This window comes from Streptomyces stoeckheimensis (assembly GCF_045822005.1).
GTDB lineage: Bacteria > Actinomycetota > Actinomycetes > Streptomycetales > Streptomycetaceae > Streptomyces > Streptomyces stoeckheimensis.
Map to the genome: position 1 here is coordinate 6,385,854 of NZ_CP169550.1, position 16,071 is coordinate 6,401,924.

The window sequence follows — 16,071 nt, forward strand, 5'->3', positions numbered from 1 at the left end:
GGCTCCAACGTGATCAGAGAAACATGATCAGAGAATCGAATGATCAGAGAACTGGATGGCTCGGAATGAAGCGCGCTGGGTGACGCGTGTCATCCGTATGATTTTCGGAGATTTCGCTCCGGAAAGGTAATCGGCCGCCAGCGAGACCCCGAGGCCGAGCCCCAGGGCCACCAGGTGTCCCGCGTCGGTGAAGGTCCGCTCCCGCCGCAGCACCGGCCGGACGGCGAGCGCCAGCAGACCGGCCCGGGCGGTGCTGCGCACCGGCCCGCGCGGAAGGGCCGAGGTCAGCGCCCCGAGCACGGTGTTGAACCCGTAGCTGGTGCCCACGTCCACCGCCCGCCGGGTCGCCGGGCCGGCCGTGCGGCGGAGCACCCCGTACACCAGCAGGGTGGCCGTGACGTGCCCGAACAGGAAGGCGGCCGCCGTCCACCAGGCCCCGTAGGCGTACTCGGCGTACCCGAGGACGGCCGCCAGCAGGAGCGCGTACGGCAGCGGCATCGGCTCCTCGACGAGGAAGGCGCTGGCCGGCAGGGTCTCCCAGCGGCCGGAGTCCAGGTTGTCGGCGTGGGTGGAGAACCGGCGCAGCAGCCGCTCCCGCGCCGCCGGATCCAGTCGCTCCAGGGCGTACGCCCCGAGCTGGACCGTGCCCGTGTACACCGCGCTCAGCGGGACCGTCAAGGACAGGGGGCTCATCGGTCCATGATCGGCCACGGGGGTGCCGTACGGCGAGGCGGGGGGCCATGGCAACATGCGCAGGTCATGTCACACAGCCCCGCGCCGATGCGCGCCATGCGGGCCGCACTCTTCGCGGCGGTGGCCGTCGCACTGGGTGCGACGGGGCATTCGTACATGTCCGGTACGGACCTTCCTGCACTGGGCCTTCTGTCTGCATTCGGGCTGACCGGAGGGCTCGCCTGGCTCTCCGCCGGGCGCCGCCGCGGACCCTTCGCCATCGCCGCGGCACTGCTCGCCGTACAGGCGGCCCTGCACCTCGTCTTCTCCGCCTCGGCCGGTGGCCGGCACCAGGCGGCTGCGGGCGGGGGCGCGGGTGCGGGCGACGGCATGGAGGGCGCGGCCGCGCACGGTGTGCACTCCATGGAGGGCATGAGCGGCATGGCCGGCGCGCATTCCATGGACGGCATGACGGGCATGACCGGGATGAGTGCCATGGACGGCATGACCGCCATGGCCGGCATGGGTGACATGGCCGCCGGCCACGCCCACGACGGGCTCGGCATGATCGCCGCGCACGTCCTCGCCGGGCTGTTCTGCGCGCTCTGGCTGGCCTGGGGCGAGGCGGCCGTCTTCCGACTCGCCGCCGTCCTCGGCGCCGGGGCGCTGCTCGCCGCCCGGCCGCTCTCCCGGGTCCTCGCCCTGCTCCGCGCGCCCGGGATCCCGGTACCGCAGGTTCCGGCCTTCCGGCCCGCCCGGTACCGGCGGCCGCGCACCCTGATCGGAGCCGTGCACGCGCACACGGCCGAGCGGCGCGGGCCGCCCGCGCGCGGACCGATCCGCATCACGGCCCCCGGCCGTCCCGCCCGCGCCTGACCGAACGGCGCACCTCCTCGGCGGCGAGACCAGGGGTCGCTCACCCCTGTCTTCGCCAACACCTAGGACACCCATGTCTCTCGACGAGGCCGTGGTCCGCGCAGCGGACCCCGACGCACCCGAAAACCCCGCACCCGAAAACCCCGCACCCGAAAACCCCGCGGCCGAACACGCGCCGCCCCGCCCGCCCGGCACCTGGGCCGCCCTGCGGCCGCTGCTCCTGCGCCTGCACTTCTACGCCGGGGTGCTGATCGCCCCGCTCCTGCTCGTCGCCGCCACCACCGGCCTGCTCTACGCCGGCTCCTGGCAGGCCGAGAAGATCCTCTACTCCGACCAGCTGACGGTCGACCGCGTCGGCGCGAGCGCGCAGCCGCTCGGCGCCCAGGTCGCCGCGGCCGAGAACGCCGCCCCCCAGGGCAAGGTCACCGCCGTGTGGCCCGCGCCGGAGGCGGACGCCACCACCCGGGTGATCATGGAGAGCCCGGGACTCGCCGAGGGCGAGACGCTCACCGTGTTCGTCGATCCGTATACGGCCGAGGTCCGCGGGAAGCTCACCACCGTCGGCGACGCGTTGCCGCTGCGGGCCTGGCTGAGCGAGTTCCACTCCAGCCTGCAGCTCGGGGAGTTCGGGCGGAACTACAGCGAACTCGCCGCGAGCTGGCTGTGGGTGGTCGCGCTCGGCGGGCTCGCGCTGTGGATCGGCCGCAAGCGTGCCCGTAAGGCCGGCCGTGCCGCGCTCATCCTGCCCGACCGTACGGCGACCGGCCGCCGCAAGACCCTGTCCTGGCACGGCTCCGTCGGCGTCTGGATCGTGCTCGGCCTCGTGGGCCTCTCCGCGACCGGCCTGACCTGGTCGCGGTACGCCGGCGAGAACATCGGGGAGCTCAAGGACAGCCTGGGCGGGGGCACCCCGGCCGTGGCCGCCAAGCTCCCCGGCGCCCCGGCCGCCGACGCCGGCGGCGAGCACGCCGGGCACGGTGCGGCCGCCGGCGACCAGGCGGCGGCCATGCCCGCCCCGGTCGATGCCATCGGCATCGACGGAGCGGTGGCGGCGGCCCGGTCCGCCGGGGTCACCGAGTCGCTGCGGATCACCCTGCCCGCCCAGGGCAAGGGCTACGTGGTCAAGGAGCAGGACAAGCAGGTGCCGGTGCACCTGGACGCGGTCGCCGTGGACCCCGCCGACGGCCGGGTCGTGGACGAACTCCGCTTCGCCGACCACCCGCTGCTCGCCCAGCTGACCCGCTTCGGCATCGACCTGCACATGGGCCTGACCTTCGGGCTCGCCAACCAGCTGGCCCTGGCCGTGCTGGCGGTCCTGGTGATGTGCATGGTCGTCTGGGGCTACCGCATGTGGTGGCTGCGCCGCCCGACCAAGGAGCGCACGCTCTCGGTCGGCCGCCCCCAGCCGCGCGGGGCCTGGCGCAAGCTGCCGGTGACGGTGCTGCTGCCGCTGGCCGCGGCGACGGCCGTCGTGGGCTGGTTCGTACCGATGCTGGGCATCAGCCTGCTGGTGTTCCTGGCGGGCGACCTGGCGCTGGGCTTCGCGGCTTCGAGGCGCGCCGCGAAGGCCTAGCGCCGGTGGCCCTCCGGGCCGGGACCCTGCCGAGGGTCCCGGCCCGACGTCAGTCCCGGTCAGCCCTTCTTCCAGAGCGTGAGCGTGGTGACGTAGTCGGGCATGGAGCTGAGGGACCCGTTGTCCGTGTCCGGCACGACCTCGGTGATGCGCAGCATCGCCAGGTTCCCGTCGCTGGTCACCGTGCACAGCACGGTGCCCTTCGTGAGCTCCTTGCCCTTCTCCAGCTGGGAAGCGGGCAGCTTGGAGGCCAGGGGGTTGGTGGCGACGGCGTCGTCGCACTCCTCCGGGGTGCTGCCGGGGCTCTTGCCCATGGCCGTCAGGAACGTCAGTCCCGCGTCGCCCCACGCCTGGTAGGTGAGTTCCATTCCGTCGTCCTTGCCGATCTTCCCGTTGGGAACGATCTGCGGAGCGTCCAGGTCGACGTGGGTTCCGGTGCTGATGTAGGGCCCGCGCAGGGTCAGGGGCTTGTCCTGGAAGACCACCGTGTACGCGGACTTCGGCGCGGCGGAGGCCGAGGGCGAGGCCTTCGGCGGGGCGGAGGCCTGGGCCGGGTCCGGTGATCCGGACGCGGGCGCGGCCGGGGTCTCCTGCCGGGCGGCCGGAGCCTTCGCGTCGTCCTTGGAGCCGCCTCCGTCCCCGTCCAGCAGCAGGACCGTGCCGGCTCCCGCGACGACGGCGAGGACGAGGCAGGCGGCGACGAGCCCGCCACGGAACCCCTTCGGGGCCGGAGCGGGGCCAGGAGCCGTATTCGGCGCGGGCGTCGGGCGGTTCGGCTGCGGCGGCCCGGGAGGCCGGGGCGGCGCGAACGCCGTGTCCGCGGCGTGCAACCCGCCGAAGGCGCCGGAAGTCCCGGTATCCGTACCGGCCGGACCGAACCCGCCCGAGCGCGCCGCGCCCGCAGCAGCAGCCGCGCCCGTGTCCGCCACCGTCGGCGCCGGCGGATTCTCCGCGGCCCGTACCCGCCGGGCGATCTCCAGCCCGACCGGCTCCGGGAGCCAGCCGTCGAAATCGTTCAGCGGCCGCCCGGCGAACAGTTCGCACATCGCGGCGAGCTCGTCCGTACCGATCCGCTCCGCCGGATCCGCCGTCAGGCAGCGCTCCAGCAGCGGCTTCAGCTCGGTCGGGTAGCCGCTCAGGTCCGGGGGCAGCCGGTCCGTGTTGGCTATGCGCACGCCGAGGGCCGTGGCCCCGCCCTCCCCGTAGGGATGCCGCCCGGTGGCCGCCACCGCGGCGATGAGGCCGACGGCGAACAGGTCGCTCGCGGTGGTGACCTCGGCGCCCAGCGCGTGTTCGGGGGACATGTACTGCGGCGTGCCGATGACCCCGCCGGTGCGGGTGAGCTGCGTGCTGTCGGCGGCCCGGGCGATCCCGAAGTCGATGACGTACGGTCCGGCCGCGCCGAGCAGGAGGTTGGCGGGCTTCAGGTCCCGGTGTACGACCCCCGCGGCGTGGATGGAGCCGAGCGCCCGCGCCGTGCAGCCGATCAGCTGGAAGACGGCGCCGAGGGGGAGCGGACCGTAGGCGCTCAGGGCGTCGTGGAGCGAGATTCCCGGTACGAACACCGAGGCGAGCCAGGGCGAGGCGCCCTTGGTGTCGTGGTCGAGGACCGGCACGAGGTGGTAGCCCTGCACCCGGCGCGCGGCCCGGACCTCCTGCTCGAACCGGCTCCGGAAGTCCGGGTCCTGCCCGAACTCGCGGCGGATCAGCTTCATCGCGACGGGCTGCCCGCCGCGCGTGTGCGAGAGGTAGACGGTGCCCATGCCGCCCTCGCCGATCCGGGCGATCAGCCGGTAGCCGGCGGTCTCGCGGGGGTCCTGGGGCTCAAGTGGCGCAAGTACGCTGCCGGTTCCGATGGTCACGACGGAAAAGCCTACGTCAGGAACCGGGCCTGATCAGCGCGGATGTGCGAGGAAATCCCCTTTGCGACGGCCCGAGTTGGATCCGGCCGGCCCGTACTCCCCCTCGTGGGCACGGGCCCGAGGACGCGTCCCCACATCCCCCACATCCACACCTCGGGCGCCGTCCCGGTCAGGGGGCGTACTTGTACCCCACACGGCGTACGGTCTGGATCGCGCCGCGGTGGGCGGCGCCCAGCTTGCGGCGCAGCCGCGCGACGTGGACGTCGACCGTGCGGCCGTCGCCGACGTGGCCGTAGCCCCAGACGGTGGTCACCAGCTGGTCGCGGCTGTGCACCCGGTGCGGGTGCGCGACCAGGTGGGCCAGCAGCTCGAACTCCAAGTACGTCAGGTCCAGGACCTCGCCGTCCACCTCCGCGGTGCGCTGCGCGGGGTCGATGCGGACCAGGGCGTCACCGGTGACGGCCGCCGCGCCGGGGGCCGGGGCGGCGGGAACGGCCTGGGGGGAGAAGGCGATCGGCGGCTGCTGGTCGGCCGGTACGAGCACCAGGTACCCGACCATCGGCGGCTGGCCGGGGAGGGCGGGCAGGGTGTGCGCGGGGGCGGGCAGCCAGGTGGCGCCCGGCGGCAGGAAGTCCACGACGCGAGCCACCTCGTCGCGGTCCACGGCTCGCAGGCGGTGGCGCGGACTGGGCGGGAAGCTCGGGTAGGTCAGGGGAGAGGTCGCAGCGGAGGCGGCAGAAGCAAAGGAACGGGTGTTCGCCATGAGTGGTCAGCTCTTTCACGCGGAGTAGTCGGCAGGAGACGCACGTAGAGGCGTCGTCTTGTGTCGTACCGCGCAGACCGAAGGCCTGGGGGAAGGTCGGTTGGAGGTCCCGGAGGCTTTAGAGGGCCGGCGCGTTCTTCGCGCGGCAACACACCCGGTCGAAATCATGGTCCTGACGGGAAGGCCAGAACGGCTCGAGGTCGCTGCGACCTGTCGAGGTGTGCGAGTAGCTGGCCATGGCCCCATTCAAGCAGATGCGAGGGCGCCGGGGCAGACCCCGTCTCACTTCGTGGAGCGGAATCCCATATTCCGTGATCATGATGAGAACGGACCACTGCAATCCCGACGAACCGTCACCCGCCCAGCCGCTTCTTCCCATCCATCCCGGTGACACGTATCGCATCGTGGGCGGCCCCTTCCCACACCCACGCCAGCTCCACTGCGTCCAGCGCCCGGGTGACCTCCCGCCCCACGGCGACGGTGGGCTCCTCACCCAGCAGGCGAAGTTCTCCCGCGCGGTGATGCCGGCGGCATCGAGCGAGGCGAAGGCCCGCGCCAGCCGCTCGGGGTCGGTCTCGCCCACCCAGCCGGCCTGCTCCGCCACCCGCTCCCGCCAGAGCCGGTCCACCAGCTGCTCGGCCTGCGCGCGCGACACCGGCCGTACCCCGGCCGAGACGAGGTACTCCTCGGCGTTCTCGCTCAGGGCCGCCCGGTCGTCGTAACCGCACCACAGCCCGGCCCGGACGAGCTCGGTCAGCTCCTCCTCCACCTCCGGGGCGAGCGGGACCATGACAGGCGCCACCGACAGCGCGGCGCCCGCCCGCCCCGAGGGGGGAGGGCGGGCGCCGGGGTGGTGTCAGGGGGCGGGTCCGGGTTAGACCAGGCCGTCCTTCTCCAGGGCGGTGCAGCAGGTGTCCGTGATGAGGCGGGTCACCACGTACGGGTCCACGTTCGCGTTCGGGCGGCGGTCCTCGATGTAGCCCTTGCCGTCCTTCTCGACCTGCCACGGGATGCGGACCGAGGCGCCGCGGTCCGAGACGCCGTAGCTGTACTCGTTCCACGGGGCGGTCTCGTGCAGGCCCGTCAGGCGCTCGTCGATGCCGGCGCCGTAGTTCTTGACGTGGTCCAGCGGCTTGCTGCCCTCGCCCAGCGACTCGGCCGCGCAGATGATCGCGCGGTAGTCCTCGCGCATCGCCTTCGTGGAGAAGTTGGTGTGCGCGCCCGCGCCGTTCCAGTCGCCCTTGACCGGCTTCGGGTTCAGCGTCGCGGAGACGTTGAAGTCCTCGGCGGTGCGGTAGAGCAGCCAGCGCGCGATCCACAGCTGGTCGGAGACCTCCAGCGGGCCGACCGGGCCGACCTGGAACTCCCACTGGCCGGGCATGACCTCGGCGTTGATGCCGGAGATCGCCAGGCCCGCCGCGAGGCAGTGGTCCAGGTGCTTCTCGACGATGTCGCGGCCGAAGATCTCGTCCGAGCCGACGCCGCAGTAGTAGCCGCCCTGCGCGGCCGGGAAGCCGTTGACCGGGAAGCCGAGCGGGCGGGTGCCGTCGAAGAAGGTGTACTCCTGCTCGATGCCGTAGATCGGCGCCTGAGCGGCGAACTTCTCCGCGATCGGACGCAGCAGCGCGCGGGTGTTCGACTCGTGCGGGGTCATGTCGATGTTCAGGACCTCGCACAGGACGAGGACGTTGTCGCCGCCGCGGATCGGGTCCGGGCAGGTGAACACCGGCTGCAGTACGCGGTCGGAGGCGTGGCCCTCGGCCTGGTTGGTGCTCGAACCGTCGAAGCCCCAGATCGGCAGCGCGTCTCCGTCCGCCATGATCTTGGTCTTGGAGCGCAGCTTCGCCGTCGGCTCGGTTCCGTCGATCCAGATGTACTCAGCCTTGTAGCTCACGGGCCCCATCCTTCGGTGCGTCGCTCCGGCGCAGACTCTGCGGGTGCTGCGCTGCGTCCTGCGGATCGCGTACGGCGGTTCACGTCCCTGTGGCTCGCGTACTGCGAAATTCGTTCTGCGGTGTAGACCGCAGCGTGCCCGCTCGCGATTTCTCTTCCGTTGCCCGTGTGTGAACCCCGTGTTACCGAGGTTTGCGCCGCAGGTGGGCGTGGTCGAGAGGGTTGGCGTCGGAACACCCGTCCGGGTGGGGCAGACTGGGCGGGTGAGCATTTCGTACGATTTGACGTCCGCCGGAGATGCCGCCGCAGAGGCCGCTCCCGGGCCCCGCCCCCGGATCGGGCTGCTGGGCACCGGCCCATGGGCCCGCCGCACGCACGCCCCCGCCCTCGCCGCGCACCCCGGCTCCGAGTTCGCCGGAGTCTGGGGCCGGCGCCCCGAAGCCGCGGCCGAACTGGCGCGCGAGTACGGGGTGAAGGTGTACGAAGACCCCGACGCGCTGTTCGCCGACTGTGACGCCGTGGCCTTCGCGCTCCCGCCCGACGTCCAGGCCCCGCTCGCCGTGCGCGCGGCCGCCGCCGGCTGCCACCTGCTGCTCGACAAGCCCGTCGCCACGACCCCGGCCGACGCCCGCGCGGTCGCCGCGGCCGTGGCCGAGCATCGGGTGGCCTCCGTCGTCTTCCTCACCCTGCGCTTCGCCGAGCCGACCGCGGGCTGGGTCGCGGAGCAGGCGGAACGCACGGGCTGGTTCACCGCCGCCGCGCACTGGCTCGGCGCGGTCTTCCCGCCCGACGGCGAGCCCAGCGCGTACGCGGACTCGCCCTGGCGCAAGGCCAAGGGCGGGCTGTGGGACGTGGGCCCGCACGCCCTGTCCGTACTCATCCCGGTCCTCGGCGACGTCACCGAGGTCAGCGCCACCCGCGGCCCCGCCGACGTGGTCCAGCTGGCCCTGCGGCACACCACGGGCGCGGCCAGCACCGCCGTGCTCAGCCTCAGCTCCCCGCGCGCGGCCGCCGGAGTGGGGTTGGAGCTGCGCGGGACCGCCGGCGTCTTCGGCCTGCCGGAGTGGAGCGACGTCCCGGGGGCCTACGGCCGCGCCCTGGACGCGCTCCTCACCTCGGCCCGCACCGGGGTGCCGGACGTACGGGGGGCGGAGTTCGGAGCCCGGCTGACGGAGATCCTGGCGGAGGCGGAGGACCAGCTGCCGGAGTGAGCCACCTAGGGCCTGTCGTCAAACTCCCGTCTGCCGCGCGACGCCTGGCACGCGCTCTCGCCGCACCGGACGGAAGCCAAGTACGTCCAGTACGCGGGCTTCCGCCCGGCACGCCGAGAGCACGCACCAGACGCCGCGCGGCCGCCCTTCGGGCGACGACAGGATTTTGACGACAGGCCCTCGGGGCCCGCCGCTCGGGCCGGACGGGGTCTGCGTCCGGCCCGAGCGGCTGCCCGGGGCGTCCGGCCCGGATCGTGTGCCCGGCGCGTCCGGTCCGTCCGGCGCGCAGAGTGCGTAGGGCGGGCGCTCCGTCGTTGCCCGCCGCTACTTGATGACCGCGTTGGCCGCGATGATGGCCAGCCCGATCGTGGCGTCGGCGACCCCGATGAGCAGCGCCGAGCCGAGCTTGTAGCCGACCCGGAGGGCCACGAAGGCGCCCCAGGCGAACAGCATCGCGGTGTTCACGCCGAGCCCGACGGCCGTGACCCCGTGCGAGTCCCAGTCGGTGAGGCCGGCGACGAGCAGGAGCAGGACCGTGGGCAGGGTGGCCGCGATCATGGGCCACTCGTTCCACAGCGCCCGCCCGAGGATCCGCCACCGGTGCCCGGCGGAGCCGGCCTGATGGGTGCTCATGTGGTGCGAGTACCCGTGCGCGAGCCCGGCGGTGGCGGCGGTGACGAGCACCCAGCTGGCGTCGTAGAAGGGGGTGTACTCCCCGCCCTTCTGGTCGAGCGCGGCCAGCAGCCCGGACGCGAGGACGGTCCCGTACACCCCGCCGAACATCCAGTCGGCGCCGCGCCGGGGCGGCGGGAGCGGGGGGATCGGGGACGCGGGGAGGCCGGGTGGTGCGGGCGGCGCGGGCGGTACCGGCGGCGACGGCGGCACCGGAGGCTCGCCGGGCGTGGTGGGCCGCGGGTGCTGCTGCTCGTTCACGATGGATCCTTTGATGCGGTACGTCCCCTTTGTGCTGGCCCCACCCTACGAGGCGCGGGGTGGGGTCGAGGTGAAGGGCCCTGGCGGGAGCGGGGAGGGCGGGGCCTCACTCCGGTGCCGCAGCGGTGGAATACCGTGGATCGCGGGCGACTTGAACCCCGCATGGCAACTCTTGGACTCATCGGAAGCGGCAACATCGGAAGCACCCTCGCGCGGCTCGCCGTGGACGCGGGGCTGGACGTGGTCCTCAGCAATTCCAGGGGACCGGAGACACTGGACGCTCTGGTCGCCGAGCTCGGCCCGCGGGCCCGGGCCGCCACTGCGGCCGAGGCGGCGGCCGCCGGCGACTGGGTCGTGGCCACCATCCCGCTCGGGCACTACCGCGAGCTCCCCGCCGAGGTGCTGGCGGGCAAGGTCGTGCTCGACACGCTCAATTACTACCCCCAGCGAGACGGGGTGTTCCCCGCCCTGGAGGCGGAGGAGGCCACCACCAGCGGGCTCGTCCAGGAACACCTGGCCGGGGCGCAGGTCGTCAAGGCGTTCAACAACATCTACTTCAAGCACCTGCTCGCCCTCGCCCGCCCGGCCGGCTCCCCGGACCGCTCGGCCCTGCCGATCGCCGGCGAGGATCCGGCCGCCCGCGCGTCCGCCACCCGCCTCCTCGACCTGCTCGGCTACGACGCGGTCGACGCGGGGGAGCTCGCCGAGAGCTGGCGCTTCCAGCGGGACACGCCCGTGTACGTCCTCCCGTACGCCGAGGACCTTGCCCGTCCGGGGGGTCTCGCCGAGGACCCCGGGACCGTGGCCGACGCCGCGGCCGTCCGCACCGCCCTGGCCAAGGCGGTCCGGCCCACGGGCTCCGCCGGATGAGGGTCCTGACGGTCGGAGCCGGCGCCGCGGGCGGCTACTTCGGTGCGCGCCTCGCCCTGGCGGGCCGGGACGTCACCTTCCTGGTGCGCCCCCGGCGGGCCGAGGCCCTGCGGGCGCGCGGGCTGCGGGTGAGCGGGCCGGGGGAGGAGATCGTGCTCGACCCGAGGCTCGTCACCGCCGACGCGCTCGAGGGGACGTACGACCTCGTCCTGCTGTCCGTGAAGTCCACCTCCCTCGAAGCGGCGGTCCGGGACCTCGCGCCGGCGGTCGGACCCGGGACGGCGATCCTGCCCCTGCTCAACGGAATGGCCCACCTCGACCACCTCGCGGACCGGTTCGGGGACGGGGCGGTGCTCGGCGGCGTGGCCAAGGTGGTCACCACCCTGAACGAGCGCGGCGACATCCTCCGCATGGCTCCGCCCACCGTGGTGCTCACCGGCGAACGCGACGGCCGCCCCTCGGCGCGGGTGGACGCCGTGCGCGAGGTGCTGGCCGGTGCGGGGATCGACACCCCCGAAGTGCCCGACATCATCGGCGCCATGTGGCACAAGTGGGTGTTCATCACCACGCTGGTGGCGGTGACCTGCCTGGCGCGGGGAGCCGTCGGCGAGGTCAACGCCGTGCCCGGCGGGACCGAGTTCGGCCTCGCGGTCCTCGCGGAGGCGGCCGCCGTGTCGGCCGCCGCCGGGTACCCGGTGCCGGAGTCGGAACTCGGCTTCACCGCCCGGACGCTGGCCACCCCGGACTCGCCGCTGACCCCGTCGCTGTACCGGGACCTGCTCGCCGGTCACCCGACCGAGGTCGAGCACGTGCTCGGCGACCTGTCCGCCCGGGCCCGCGCTCTCGCCGTCCCCACCCCGCTCCTCGACCTCGCGGCCGTCCAACTGCGGGTCCACGAGCGGCGGGTGGCGGCGGTCGGGTAGGTCGATCGGGGAGGGCGGCGGGCAGGGCGGCCGGGGTCTGCGCGACCGGTCTCCGGGTTGGTCGAACGGTCCCCTTCGGGGTGGCCTCGGGGTCTGGTCAGGGTGATCACCGATGGGCAACGAGCTGTGGGTGGCGGAGTGTTGGTGTCAGAGCCCACCGAGTCGCCTTCTCCAGGAGCCACCGATGAACGCACGCCCCCGCACCCTCCGCCGGATCGCCGTCACCGGCATCGCCCTGGCGGCCCTCACGGTGGGCGTGGGCGCCCCGGCCGCACTGGCCGCGCCCGTAGGGTCCGCGGGCTCCGCCGCGACCGCGGCCCACGCCGAGCGGGCGGCCGCCCAGGACCCCGCCGCGCTGCGGGCCCTGTTGGCCTCCCTGCCCGACGAGGTCTCCACGGGGGCCCTGGTGCGGCTGTCCGGTGCGGGGCTGCGCACGCCGTGGACCGGGACCGGCGGGCCGGTCGCCGCGGACGCGGACGTCCCCGTCGGCAGCGTCACCAAACTGTTCACGAACGCCCTGGTGCTGCGGCTCGTCGCGGAGCACCGGATCGAGATCGACGCGCCGGTGCGCCGCTACCTGCCCGACCTGATACCCGATGCCTACGCCGGAGTGACCGTACGGCAGCTCATGGACCACACCGCCGACCTGCCGATGCTCACCAGCGAGTCCGCGGATCCGCGCACCATGGTGCTCGACACGTTCGCGGCGGACGCGGCCGCCCGTCCGGGCCGCACGCCCGCGCCGGGCACGGTCCAGCAGTACAACGGGACGAACAGCTTCGTCGCGGGCCTGCTCGTGGAGCGGATATCCGGCCGGAGCTACGGGGAGGAGCTGCAGCGCCGCATCGTGCACCCCCTGGGGCTGCGTCAGACCCGGATGTCGACGGATCCGCGGATGGCCAGGTTCTGGGCGGAGGGCGGCCTGGTCTCCAGCGCGGCCGACCTGGACCGCTTCATGGCGGCCCTGCTGGGCGGCCGGCTGCTGCCGCCCGCCCAGCAGCGGCACCTCTACGAGGTTCCGGACGTTCCCAACGCCAAGGGGAACACCTGCCTGTCACCGAGGGCCTGCTTCAGCGCGGCCGGCCTGATGCGCCACGAGACGGCCGGCACCGTGGTCTGGGGCAAGACGGGCTCCGGCCCCGGCTGGTCGACCGGGGTGTTCGCCACCGAGCAGGCCGGCCGCCGCCTCGTCTACGCCCACAACCCGAGGCCCGGCACGTCCAAGGACCAGCAGATCGGACGGGTCGTGGAGTTCGCGAACGCGGGCTTCACGGGCTCTGCGGCCTCCGCGGGCTAGGCGGTGCGGGAGAGGGCGTCGCGGACGGCCTCCTCCGAGCGGGCCACCACCGCCGTGCCGTCCTCCGCCGTGATGATCGGGCGCTGGATCAGCTTCGGGTGGGCCGCCAGGTGGCTGATCCAGGCCCCGCGGGCCTCCTCGGTCTCCTCGCGCGGCAGGTCCCGTACGCCGGTCTCCTTGGCCAGCGGGTCCGAGGTGCGGGTGATGTCCCAGGGCTCCAGGCCCAGCCGGCCCAGGACCTCGCGGATCTCGGCCTCGGAGGGCACGTCCTCCAGGTAGCGGCGGACGGTGTACTCGGCGCCCTCCGCGTCCAGCAGGGTCAGTGCGCTACGGCACTTCGAGCAGGCGGGATTGATCCAGATCTCCATGCCCGAAAGCTTAGCGAGGCGCCGCCTGGCCAGGTCCTTTGTCAGTGGTCGCCGGTAAAATTCAAGGAGAAGGACAGGACGCCAACTTGCCTTTGGGAGGCTGTAGATGGCCACTGCCATGACCCTGCACACCATCGAGCCCGTCAAGAAGAAGCCGCTGCCGGCGGGGTTGCCCCGCGAGTGGTACGAGAGCCACAACCGGCGGCTGAAGGCCATGCGGCTGGCGATATCGCTGCTCGACTCGGGCACGTATGACGCTCAGCGCGCCACCAACCGCAAGATCCGCACGATGGCCGTCCGGACGGGCATCCGCCGGCCGTCGAACGTCACCTGCAAGATGGTCCGCTCCTTCATCCGCGACGCCGGGTAGGCGGGGTGGCGGGGGAGGGGGGCCGGTAAGTCTCAGCCCGCCTCGGGGGCCTTCGGGAAGCTGAGGCCGTAGCTCTGTTCGTTGAGCCGCGGCAGCAGCTTTTCGAGGGCCTCGACCGACTGGGAGCGGTCGCCGCCCCCGTCCTCGGCCGTGCGCGTCAGGGCCGAGCAGACCATGAGCGGGGCCGGGGCCTCGATCTGCTGGTTCTGCGTCGCATCCGGTTCCGCCGCCGCGTCTTCCCCGGCAAGGCCGAGCACGATCGAGCCGGTGATCAGGGCGACGGCTCCGGCCGCCGCGATGACCGCCGTGATCCGCTGGTTGTGCTTGTACGGTGCGCGCATCGAATGGGCCTCGGTTTCCTTGCTCGAAGGGCTGGAAGACCCGAGCGAAACATGGAAATTGACCCAAATGGGCGATTGCCGTCGTTTGTTGTCGTTTCGTCACGTGATCAGTACGGTGTGGTCACCGCACGCCGGGGCCGCGCTTCTTCCCGCTCTGCGCCCCGTTCCGTGCCGCGTCCCCTGCCCCGTCCCGCGTTCCGTCCCGCTCCGCGGTGAGGGACAGCACCAGCAGGGCCACGTCGTCGCGCGGGCCGCCCCCGGTGAAGGACCGCAAGTCCCGCCACACCGCCGGGGCCAGCCCCGCGGGATCGGTCGCGAGGACGGGCACGCGCGCGGCCAGCGGATAGAAGTTCCCCGCCGCGTCCCGGGCCTCGGTCACCCCGTCCGTGTACATCACGAGCCGGTCCCCGGGGGCGACCCGGAGCTCGGCCGGTTCCGTCGGGGTGGGACCGGCCAGGCCCAGGCCCAGCGGAGGCCCCGGGTCCACGTCGACTTCCGAGACCGTGAAACCCCGTAGCAGCAGGGGCGGGGGATGCCCGCACGACACGATCCGTACGAGGTCCAGCCCGGGCGGGAACTCCACCAGCACCGCCGTCGCGAAGAGCTCCGCGTGCGCCACCGACTCGGCCGCCGCGTCCGCCAGCAGCCGCCGGTCCAGCCGGGCCGCCACCGTCGCGAGCTCCGCGTCGTCCAGCACCCCCTCCCGGAAGGCGCCGAGCAGCGAGGCCACGGTGCCGACGGCGGCCAGGCCGTGGCCCTGGACGTCGCCGATCAGCGCGCGCACGCCGTAGGGCCCGACCCGTACGTCGTACAGGTCCCCGCCGACCAGGGTGCCGTGCTGGGCGGCCCGGTAGAGGCCCGCGCAGCCGACCGCGCCGACCTGTTCGGGGACCGGCGGCAGGACCGCGAGCTGCGCCGCCTCCGCGACGGTGCGCACGCTCACCAGCTGGGCGTCGCGGCGTTTTCGGACCCAGGCGACCACCACGCTGAGCAGCCCGATCACCGCGACGGTCGCGAGGTCGGAGCCCCGGGCGTGGGCGATCCCGAGCGAGGGCAGGCCGACGAGGACCAGCACCACCGCGGCGAAGACGGCCGTCCCGGCGGCTCCGTAGGCGAAGGCGGCGACGGGGGGGAGCCCGGCCAGGAAGTAGCCCAGTTCGACGTCGCCCGGGGTGATGCGCTGGACGAGCACCAGCACCACGAGGGCCACCGCGGGCGCGAGGCGGGCCCAGCGCGGCGGCGGCGCCCCGCGCAGCCAGCCCGGCTCCTCGCGTCGGCGTCTCACCCCTCCACCCTGATCCCGGCATCGGGGGCGCGCACGCCGGGTGGCTCCTTCCGGCGGCGCCCGCGACAGTGGTGGCGTGACAGAAGCGGATGGTGCGGTGGCGCAGAGCGCGGCGATCAGTACCCGGTTGAACTGGCTGCGCGCGGGGGTGCTCGGCGCGAACGACGGGATCATCTCCACCGCGGGCCTGGTGGTCGGCGTGGCCGGGGCCACGACCTCGCGGACGGCGATCCTGGCGGCGGGCGTCGCCGGGCTGCTGGCGGGCGCGCTGTCGATGGCGGCGGGGGAGTACGTGTCGGTCAGCTCCCAGCGGGACTCGGAGAAGGCGGCGCTGGACCTGGAGCGGCGGGAGCTGGAGGAGTCGCCGGAGGAGGAGCTGGAGGAACTGACGGGGCTGCTGGTGGGCAGGGGGCTGAGCGAGCCGGTGGCGCGGGAGGCCGCGGAGCAGCTGACGGAGCGGGACGCGCTGCGGGCGCACGCACGGGTGGAGCTGGGGATCAACCCCGACGAGCTGGCCAATCCCTGGCACGCGGCGGCGGCGAGCCTGGTGGCGTTCACGGTCGGGGCGCTGCTGCCGCTGCTGGCGATCGTCCTGCCGGGGGCCTCGCAGCGGGTCCCGGTGACCGTGGCCGCGGTCCTGCTCTCCCTGACCCTGTGCGGGGTGCTCAGCGCACGGCTGGGCGGCGCGCCCGCGGCCCGGGCGATCCTGCGCAACGTCGCCGGCGGAGCCCTGGCCATGGCGGTGACCTACGCGGTCGGCACCTGGCTGGGCGCGGCCACCTGACCCGGTGGGGCCGGAGGGGTGCCGAGGGCTGCGCCGAGCTTCCGGGGCTC

The 16,071-nt window shown here is 73.7% G+C and carries 17 protein-coding genes; 8 read left to right on the plus strand and 9 right to left on the minus strand.

The window, feature by feature from the left end; genetic code table 11:
- Window positions 1-27: 27 nt before the first annotated feature.
- Window positions 28-693, minus strand: a complete 666-nt coding sequence (locus ACE1OC_RS28900; RefSeq protein WP_407839475.1) for a rhomboid-like protein — start codon at window positions 691-693, stop codon at window positions 28-30.
- Window positions 694-759: 66 nt separating this feature from the next.
- Here ACE1OC_RS28900 and ACE1OC_RS28905 point away from each other — a divergent pair, with 66 nt between their 5' ends.
- Together ACE1OC_RS28905 and ACE1OC_RS28910 are read left to right on the plus strand one after the other, a co-directional pair.
- Complete coding sequence (locus ACE1OC_RS28905; protein WP_407839476.1) at window positions 760-1,548, plus strand: hypothetical protein; 789 nt, start codon at window positions 760-762, stop codon at window positions 1,546-1,548.
- Window positions 1,549-1,621: 73 nt separating this feature from the next.
- Window positions 1,622-3,121: a PepSY-associated TM helix domain-containing protein gene (locus ACE1OC_RS28910; protein ID WP_407839477.1), complete on the plus strand. Its 1,500-nt coding sequence runs from the start codon at window positions 1,622-1,624 to the stop codon at window positions 3,119-3,121.
- Between the two features lie 59 nt (window positions 3,122-3,180).
- On the opposite strand, the gene ACE1OC_RS28915 is transcribed toward ACE1OC_RS28910, so the two are convergent.
- From ACE1OC_RS28915 to glnII, 4 genes are all read right to left on the minus strand, one after another.
- Window positions 3,181-4,983, minus strand: coding sequence for a serine/threonine-protein kinase (locus tag ACE1OC_RS28915; protein ID WP_407839478.1), 1,803 nt, complete (start codon window positions 4,981-4,983; stop codon window positions 3,181-3,183).
- A 169-nt stretch (window positions 4,984-5,152) separates the two neighbouring features.
- Entirely contained in the window at window positions 5,153-5,746 is a 594-nt protein-coding gene (locus ACE1OC_RS28920; RefSeq protein ID WP_274552240.1) for a winged helix-turn-helix domain-containing protein, read from the minus strand.
- 118 nt (window positions 5,747-5,864) lie between these two features.
- Window positions 5,865-6,536 carry a DUF6891 domain-containing protein gene (locus tag ACE1OC_RS28925; protein WP_407839479.1) on the minus strand — a complete coding sequence of 224 codons (672 nt, stop codon included), beginning with the start codon at window positions 6,534-6,536 and terminating at the stop codon, window positions 5,865-5,867.
- 84 nt (window positions 6,537-6,620) lie between these two features.
- On the minus strand, window positions 6,621-7,640 hold the full coding sequence (gene glnII / locus ACE1OC_RS28930; protein WP_250743581.1) for a glutamine synthetase: 1,020 nt from the start codon (window positions 7,638-7,640) through the stop codon (window positions 6,621-6,623).
- Between the two features lie 280 nt (window positions 7,641-7,920).
- Here glnII and ACE1OC_RS28935 point away from each other — a divergent pair, with 280 nt between their 5' ends.
- Window positions 7,921-8,850 (plus strand): Gfo/Idh/MocA family protein, encoded by a 930-nt coding sequence (locus tag ACE1OC_RS28935; protein ID WP_407841709.1) that lies wholly within the window; start codon window positions 7,921-7,923, stop codon window positions 8,848-8,850.
- 324 nt (window positions 8,851-9,174) lie between these two features.
- On the opposite strand, the gene ACE1OC_RS28940 is transcribed toward ACE1OC_RS28935, so the two are convergent.
- Window positions 9,175-9,783 (minus strand): hypothetical protein, encoded by a 609-nt coding sequence (locus ACE1OC_RS28940; RefSeq protein WP_407839480.1) that lies wholly within the window; start codon window positions 9,781-9,783, stop codon window positions 9,175-9,177.
- Window positions 9,784-9,945: 162 nt separating this feature from the next.
- Between ACE1OC_RS28940 and ACE1OC_RS28945 the strand changes: the two genes are divergently transcribed.
- The 3 genes from ACE1OC_RS28945 to ACE1OC_RS28955 all read left to right on the plus strand — a co-directional run bounded on the left by ACE1OC_RS28945 (window position 9,946) and on the right by ACE1OC_RS28955 (window position 12,873).
- Window positions 9,946-10,653 carry an NADPH-dependent F420 reductase gene (locus ACE1OC_RS28945; RefSeq protein ID WP_407839481.1) on the plus strand — a complete coding sequence of 236 codons (708 nt, stop codon included), beginning with the start codon at window positions 9,946-9,948 and terminating at the stop codon, window positions 10,651-10,653.
- Window positions 10,650-11,576 carry a 2-dehydropantoate 2-reductase gene (locus ACE1OC_RS28950; RefSeq protein WP_407839482.1) on the plus strand — a complete coding sequence of 309 codons (927 nt, stop codon included), beginning with the start codon at window positions 10,650-10,652 and terminating at the stop codon, window positions 11,574-11,576. Before ACE1OC_RS28945 ends, ACE1OC_RS28950 begins: the two co-directional genes overlap by 4 nt.
- Window positions 11,577-11,760: 184 nt before the next feature.
- Window positions 11,761-12,873, plus strand: coding sequence for a serine hydrolase domain-containing protein (locus ACE1OC_RS28955; protein ID WP_407839483.1), 1,113 nt, complete (start codon window positions 11,761-11,763; stop codon window positions 12,871-12,873).
- Here ACE1OC_RS28955 and ACE1OC_RS28960 read toward each other — a convergent pair.
- Window positions 12,870-13,241: an ArsC/Spx/MgsR family protein gene (locus tag ACE1OC_RS28960; RefSeq protein WP_407839484.1), complete on the minus strand. Its 372-nt coding sequence runs from the start codon at window positions 13,239-13,241 to the stop codon at window positions 12,870-12,872. The genes ACE1OC_RS28955 and ACE1OC_RS28960 overlap by 4 nt on opposite strands.
- A 106-nt stretch (window positions 13,242-13,347) precedes the next feature.
- On the opposite strand from ACE1OC_RS28960, the gene ACE1OC_RS28965 reads away from it, so the two are divergent.
- The gene (locus ACE1OC_RS28965) at window positions 13,348-13,611 is read left to right on the plus strand and encodes a hypothetical protein (protein ID WP_250743574.1); all 264 of its coding nucleotides are present in this window, start codon (window positions 13,348-13,350) and stop codon (window positions 13,609-13,611) included.
- 32 nt (window positions 13,612-13,643) lie between these two features.
- Here the strand turns inward: ACE1OC_RS28965 and ACE1OC_RS28970 are convergent, their stop codons facing one another.
- Entirely contained in the window at window positions 13,644-13,952 is a 309-nt protein-coding gene (locus tag ACE1OC_RS28970) for a hypothetical protein (protein WP_407839485.1), read from the minus strand.
- Window positions 13,953-14,073: 121 nt separating this feature from the next.
- Complete coding sequence (locus ACE1OC_RS28975) at window positions 14,074-15,237, minus strand: PP2C family protein-serine/threonine phosphatase (protein ID WP_407839486.1); 1,164 nt, start codon at window positions 15,235-15,237, stop codon at window positions 14,074-14,076.
- A 76-nt stretch (window positions 15,238-15,313) separates the two neighbouring features.
- Between ACE1OC_RS28975 and ACE1OC_RS28980 the strand changes: the two genes are divergently transcribed.
- The gene (locus ACE1OC_RS28980) at window positions 15,314-16,021 is read left to right on the plus strand and encodes a VIT1/CCC1 transporter family protein (protein WP_407839487.1); all 708 of its coding nucleotides are present in this window, start codon (window positions 15,314-15,316) and stop codon (window positions 16,019-16,021) included.
- Window positions 16,022-16,071 lie beyond the last annotated feature (50 nt).

What these genes read in the sequence shown, in the direction of transcription:
- ACE1OC_RS28900 (WP_407839475.1), bottom strand. Translation starts at nt 693, where the DNA reads ATGAGCCCCCTGTCCTTGACGGTCCCGCTGAGCGCGGTGTACACGGGC.
- ACE1OC_RS28905 (WP_407839476.1), top strand. Translation starts at nt 760, where the DNA reads ATGTCACACAGCCCCGCGCCGATGCGCGCCATGCGGGCCGCACTCTTC.
- ACE1OC_RS28910 (WP_407839477.1), top strand. Translation starts at nt 1,622, where the DNA reads ATGTCTCTCGACGAGGCCGTGGTCCGCGCAGCGGACCCCGACGCACCC.
- ACE1OC_RS28920 (WP_274552240.1), bottom strand. Translation starts at nt 5,746, where the DNA reads ATGGCGAACACCCGTTCCTTTGCTTCTGCCGCCTCCGCTGCGACCTCT.
- ACE1OC_RS28925 (WP_407839479.1), bottom strand. Translation starts at nt 6,536, where the DNA reads ATGGTCCCGCTCGCCCCGGAGGTGGAGGAGGAGCTGACCGAGCTCGTC.
- ACE1OC_RS28945 (WP_407839481.1), top strand. Translation starts at nt 9,946, where the DNA reads ATGGCAACTCTTGGACTCATCGGAAGCGGCAACATCGGAAGCACCCTC.
- ACE1OC_RS28950 (WP_407839482.1), top strand. Translation starts at nt 10,650, where the DNA reads ATGAGGGTCCTGACGGTCGGAGCCGGCGCCGCGGGCGGCTACTTCGGT.
- ACE1OC_RS28955 (WP_407839483.1), top strand. Translation starts at nt 11,761, where the DNA reads ATGAACGCACGCCCCCGCACCCTCCGCCGGATCGCCGTCACCGGCATC.
- ACE1OC_RS28960 (WP_407839484.1), bottom strand. Translation starts at nt 13,241, where the DNA reads ATGGAGATCTGGATCAATCCCGCCTGCTCGAAGTGCCGTAGCGCACTG.
- ACE1OC_RS28965 (WP_250743574.1), top strand. Translation starts at nt 13,348, where the DNA reads ATGGCCACTGCCATGACCCTGCACACCATCGAGCCCGTCAAGAAGAAG.
- ACE1OC_RS28970 (WP_407839485.1), bottom strand. Translation starts at nt 13,952, where the DNA reads ATGCGCGCACCGTACAAGCACAACCAGCGGATCACGGCGGTCATCGCG.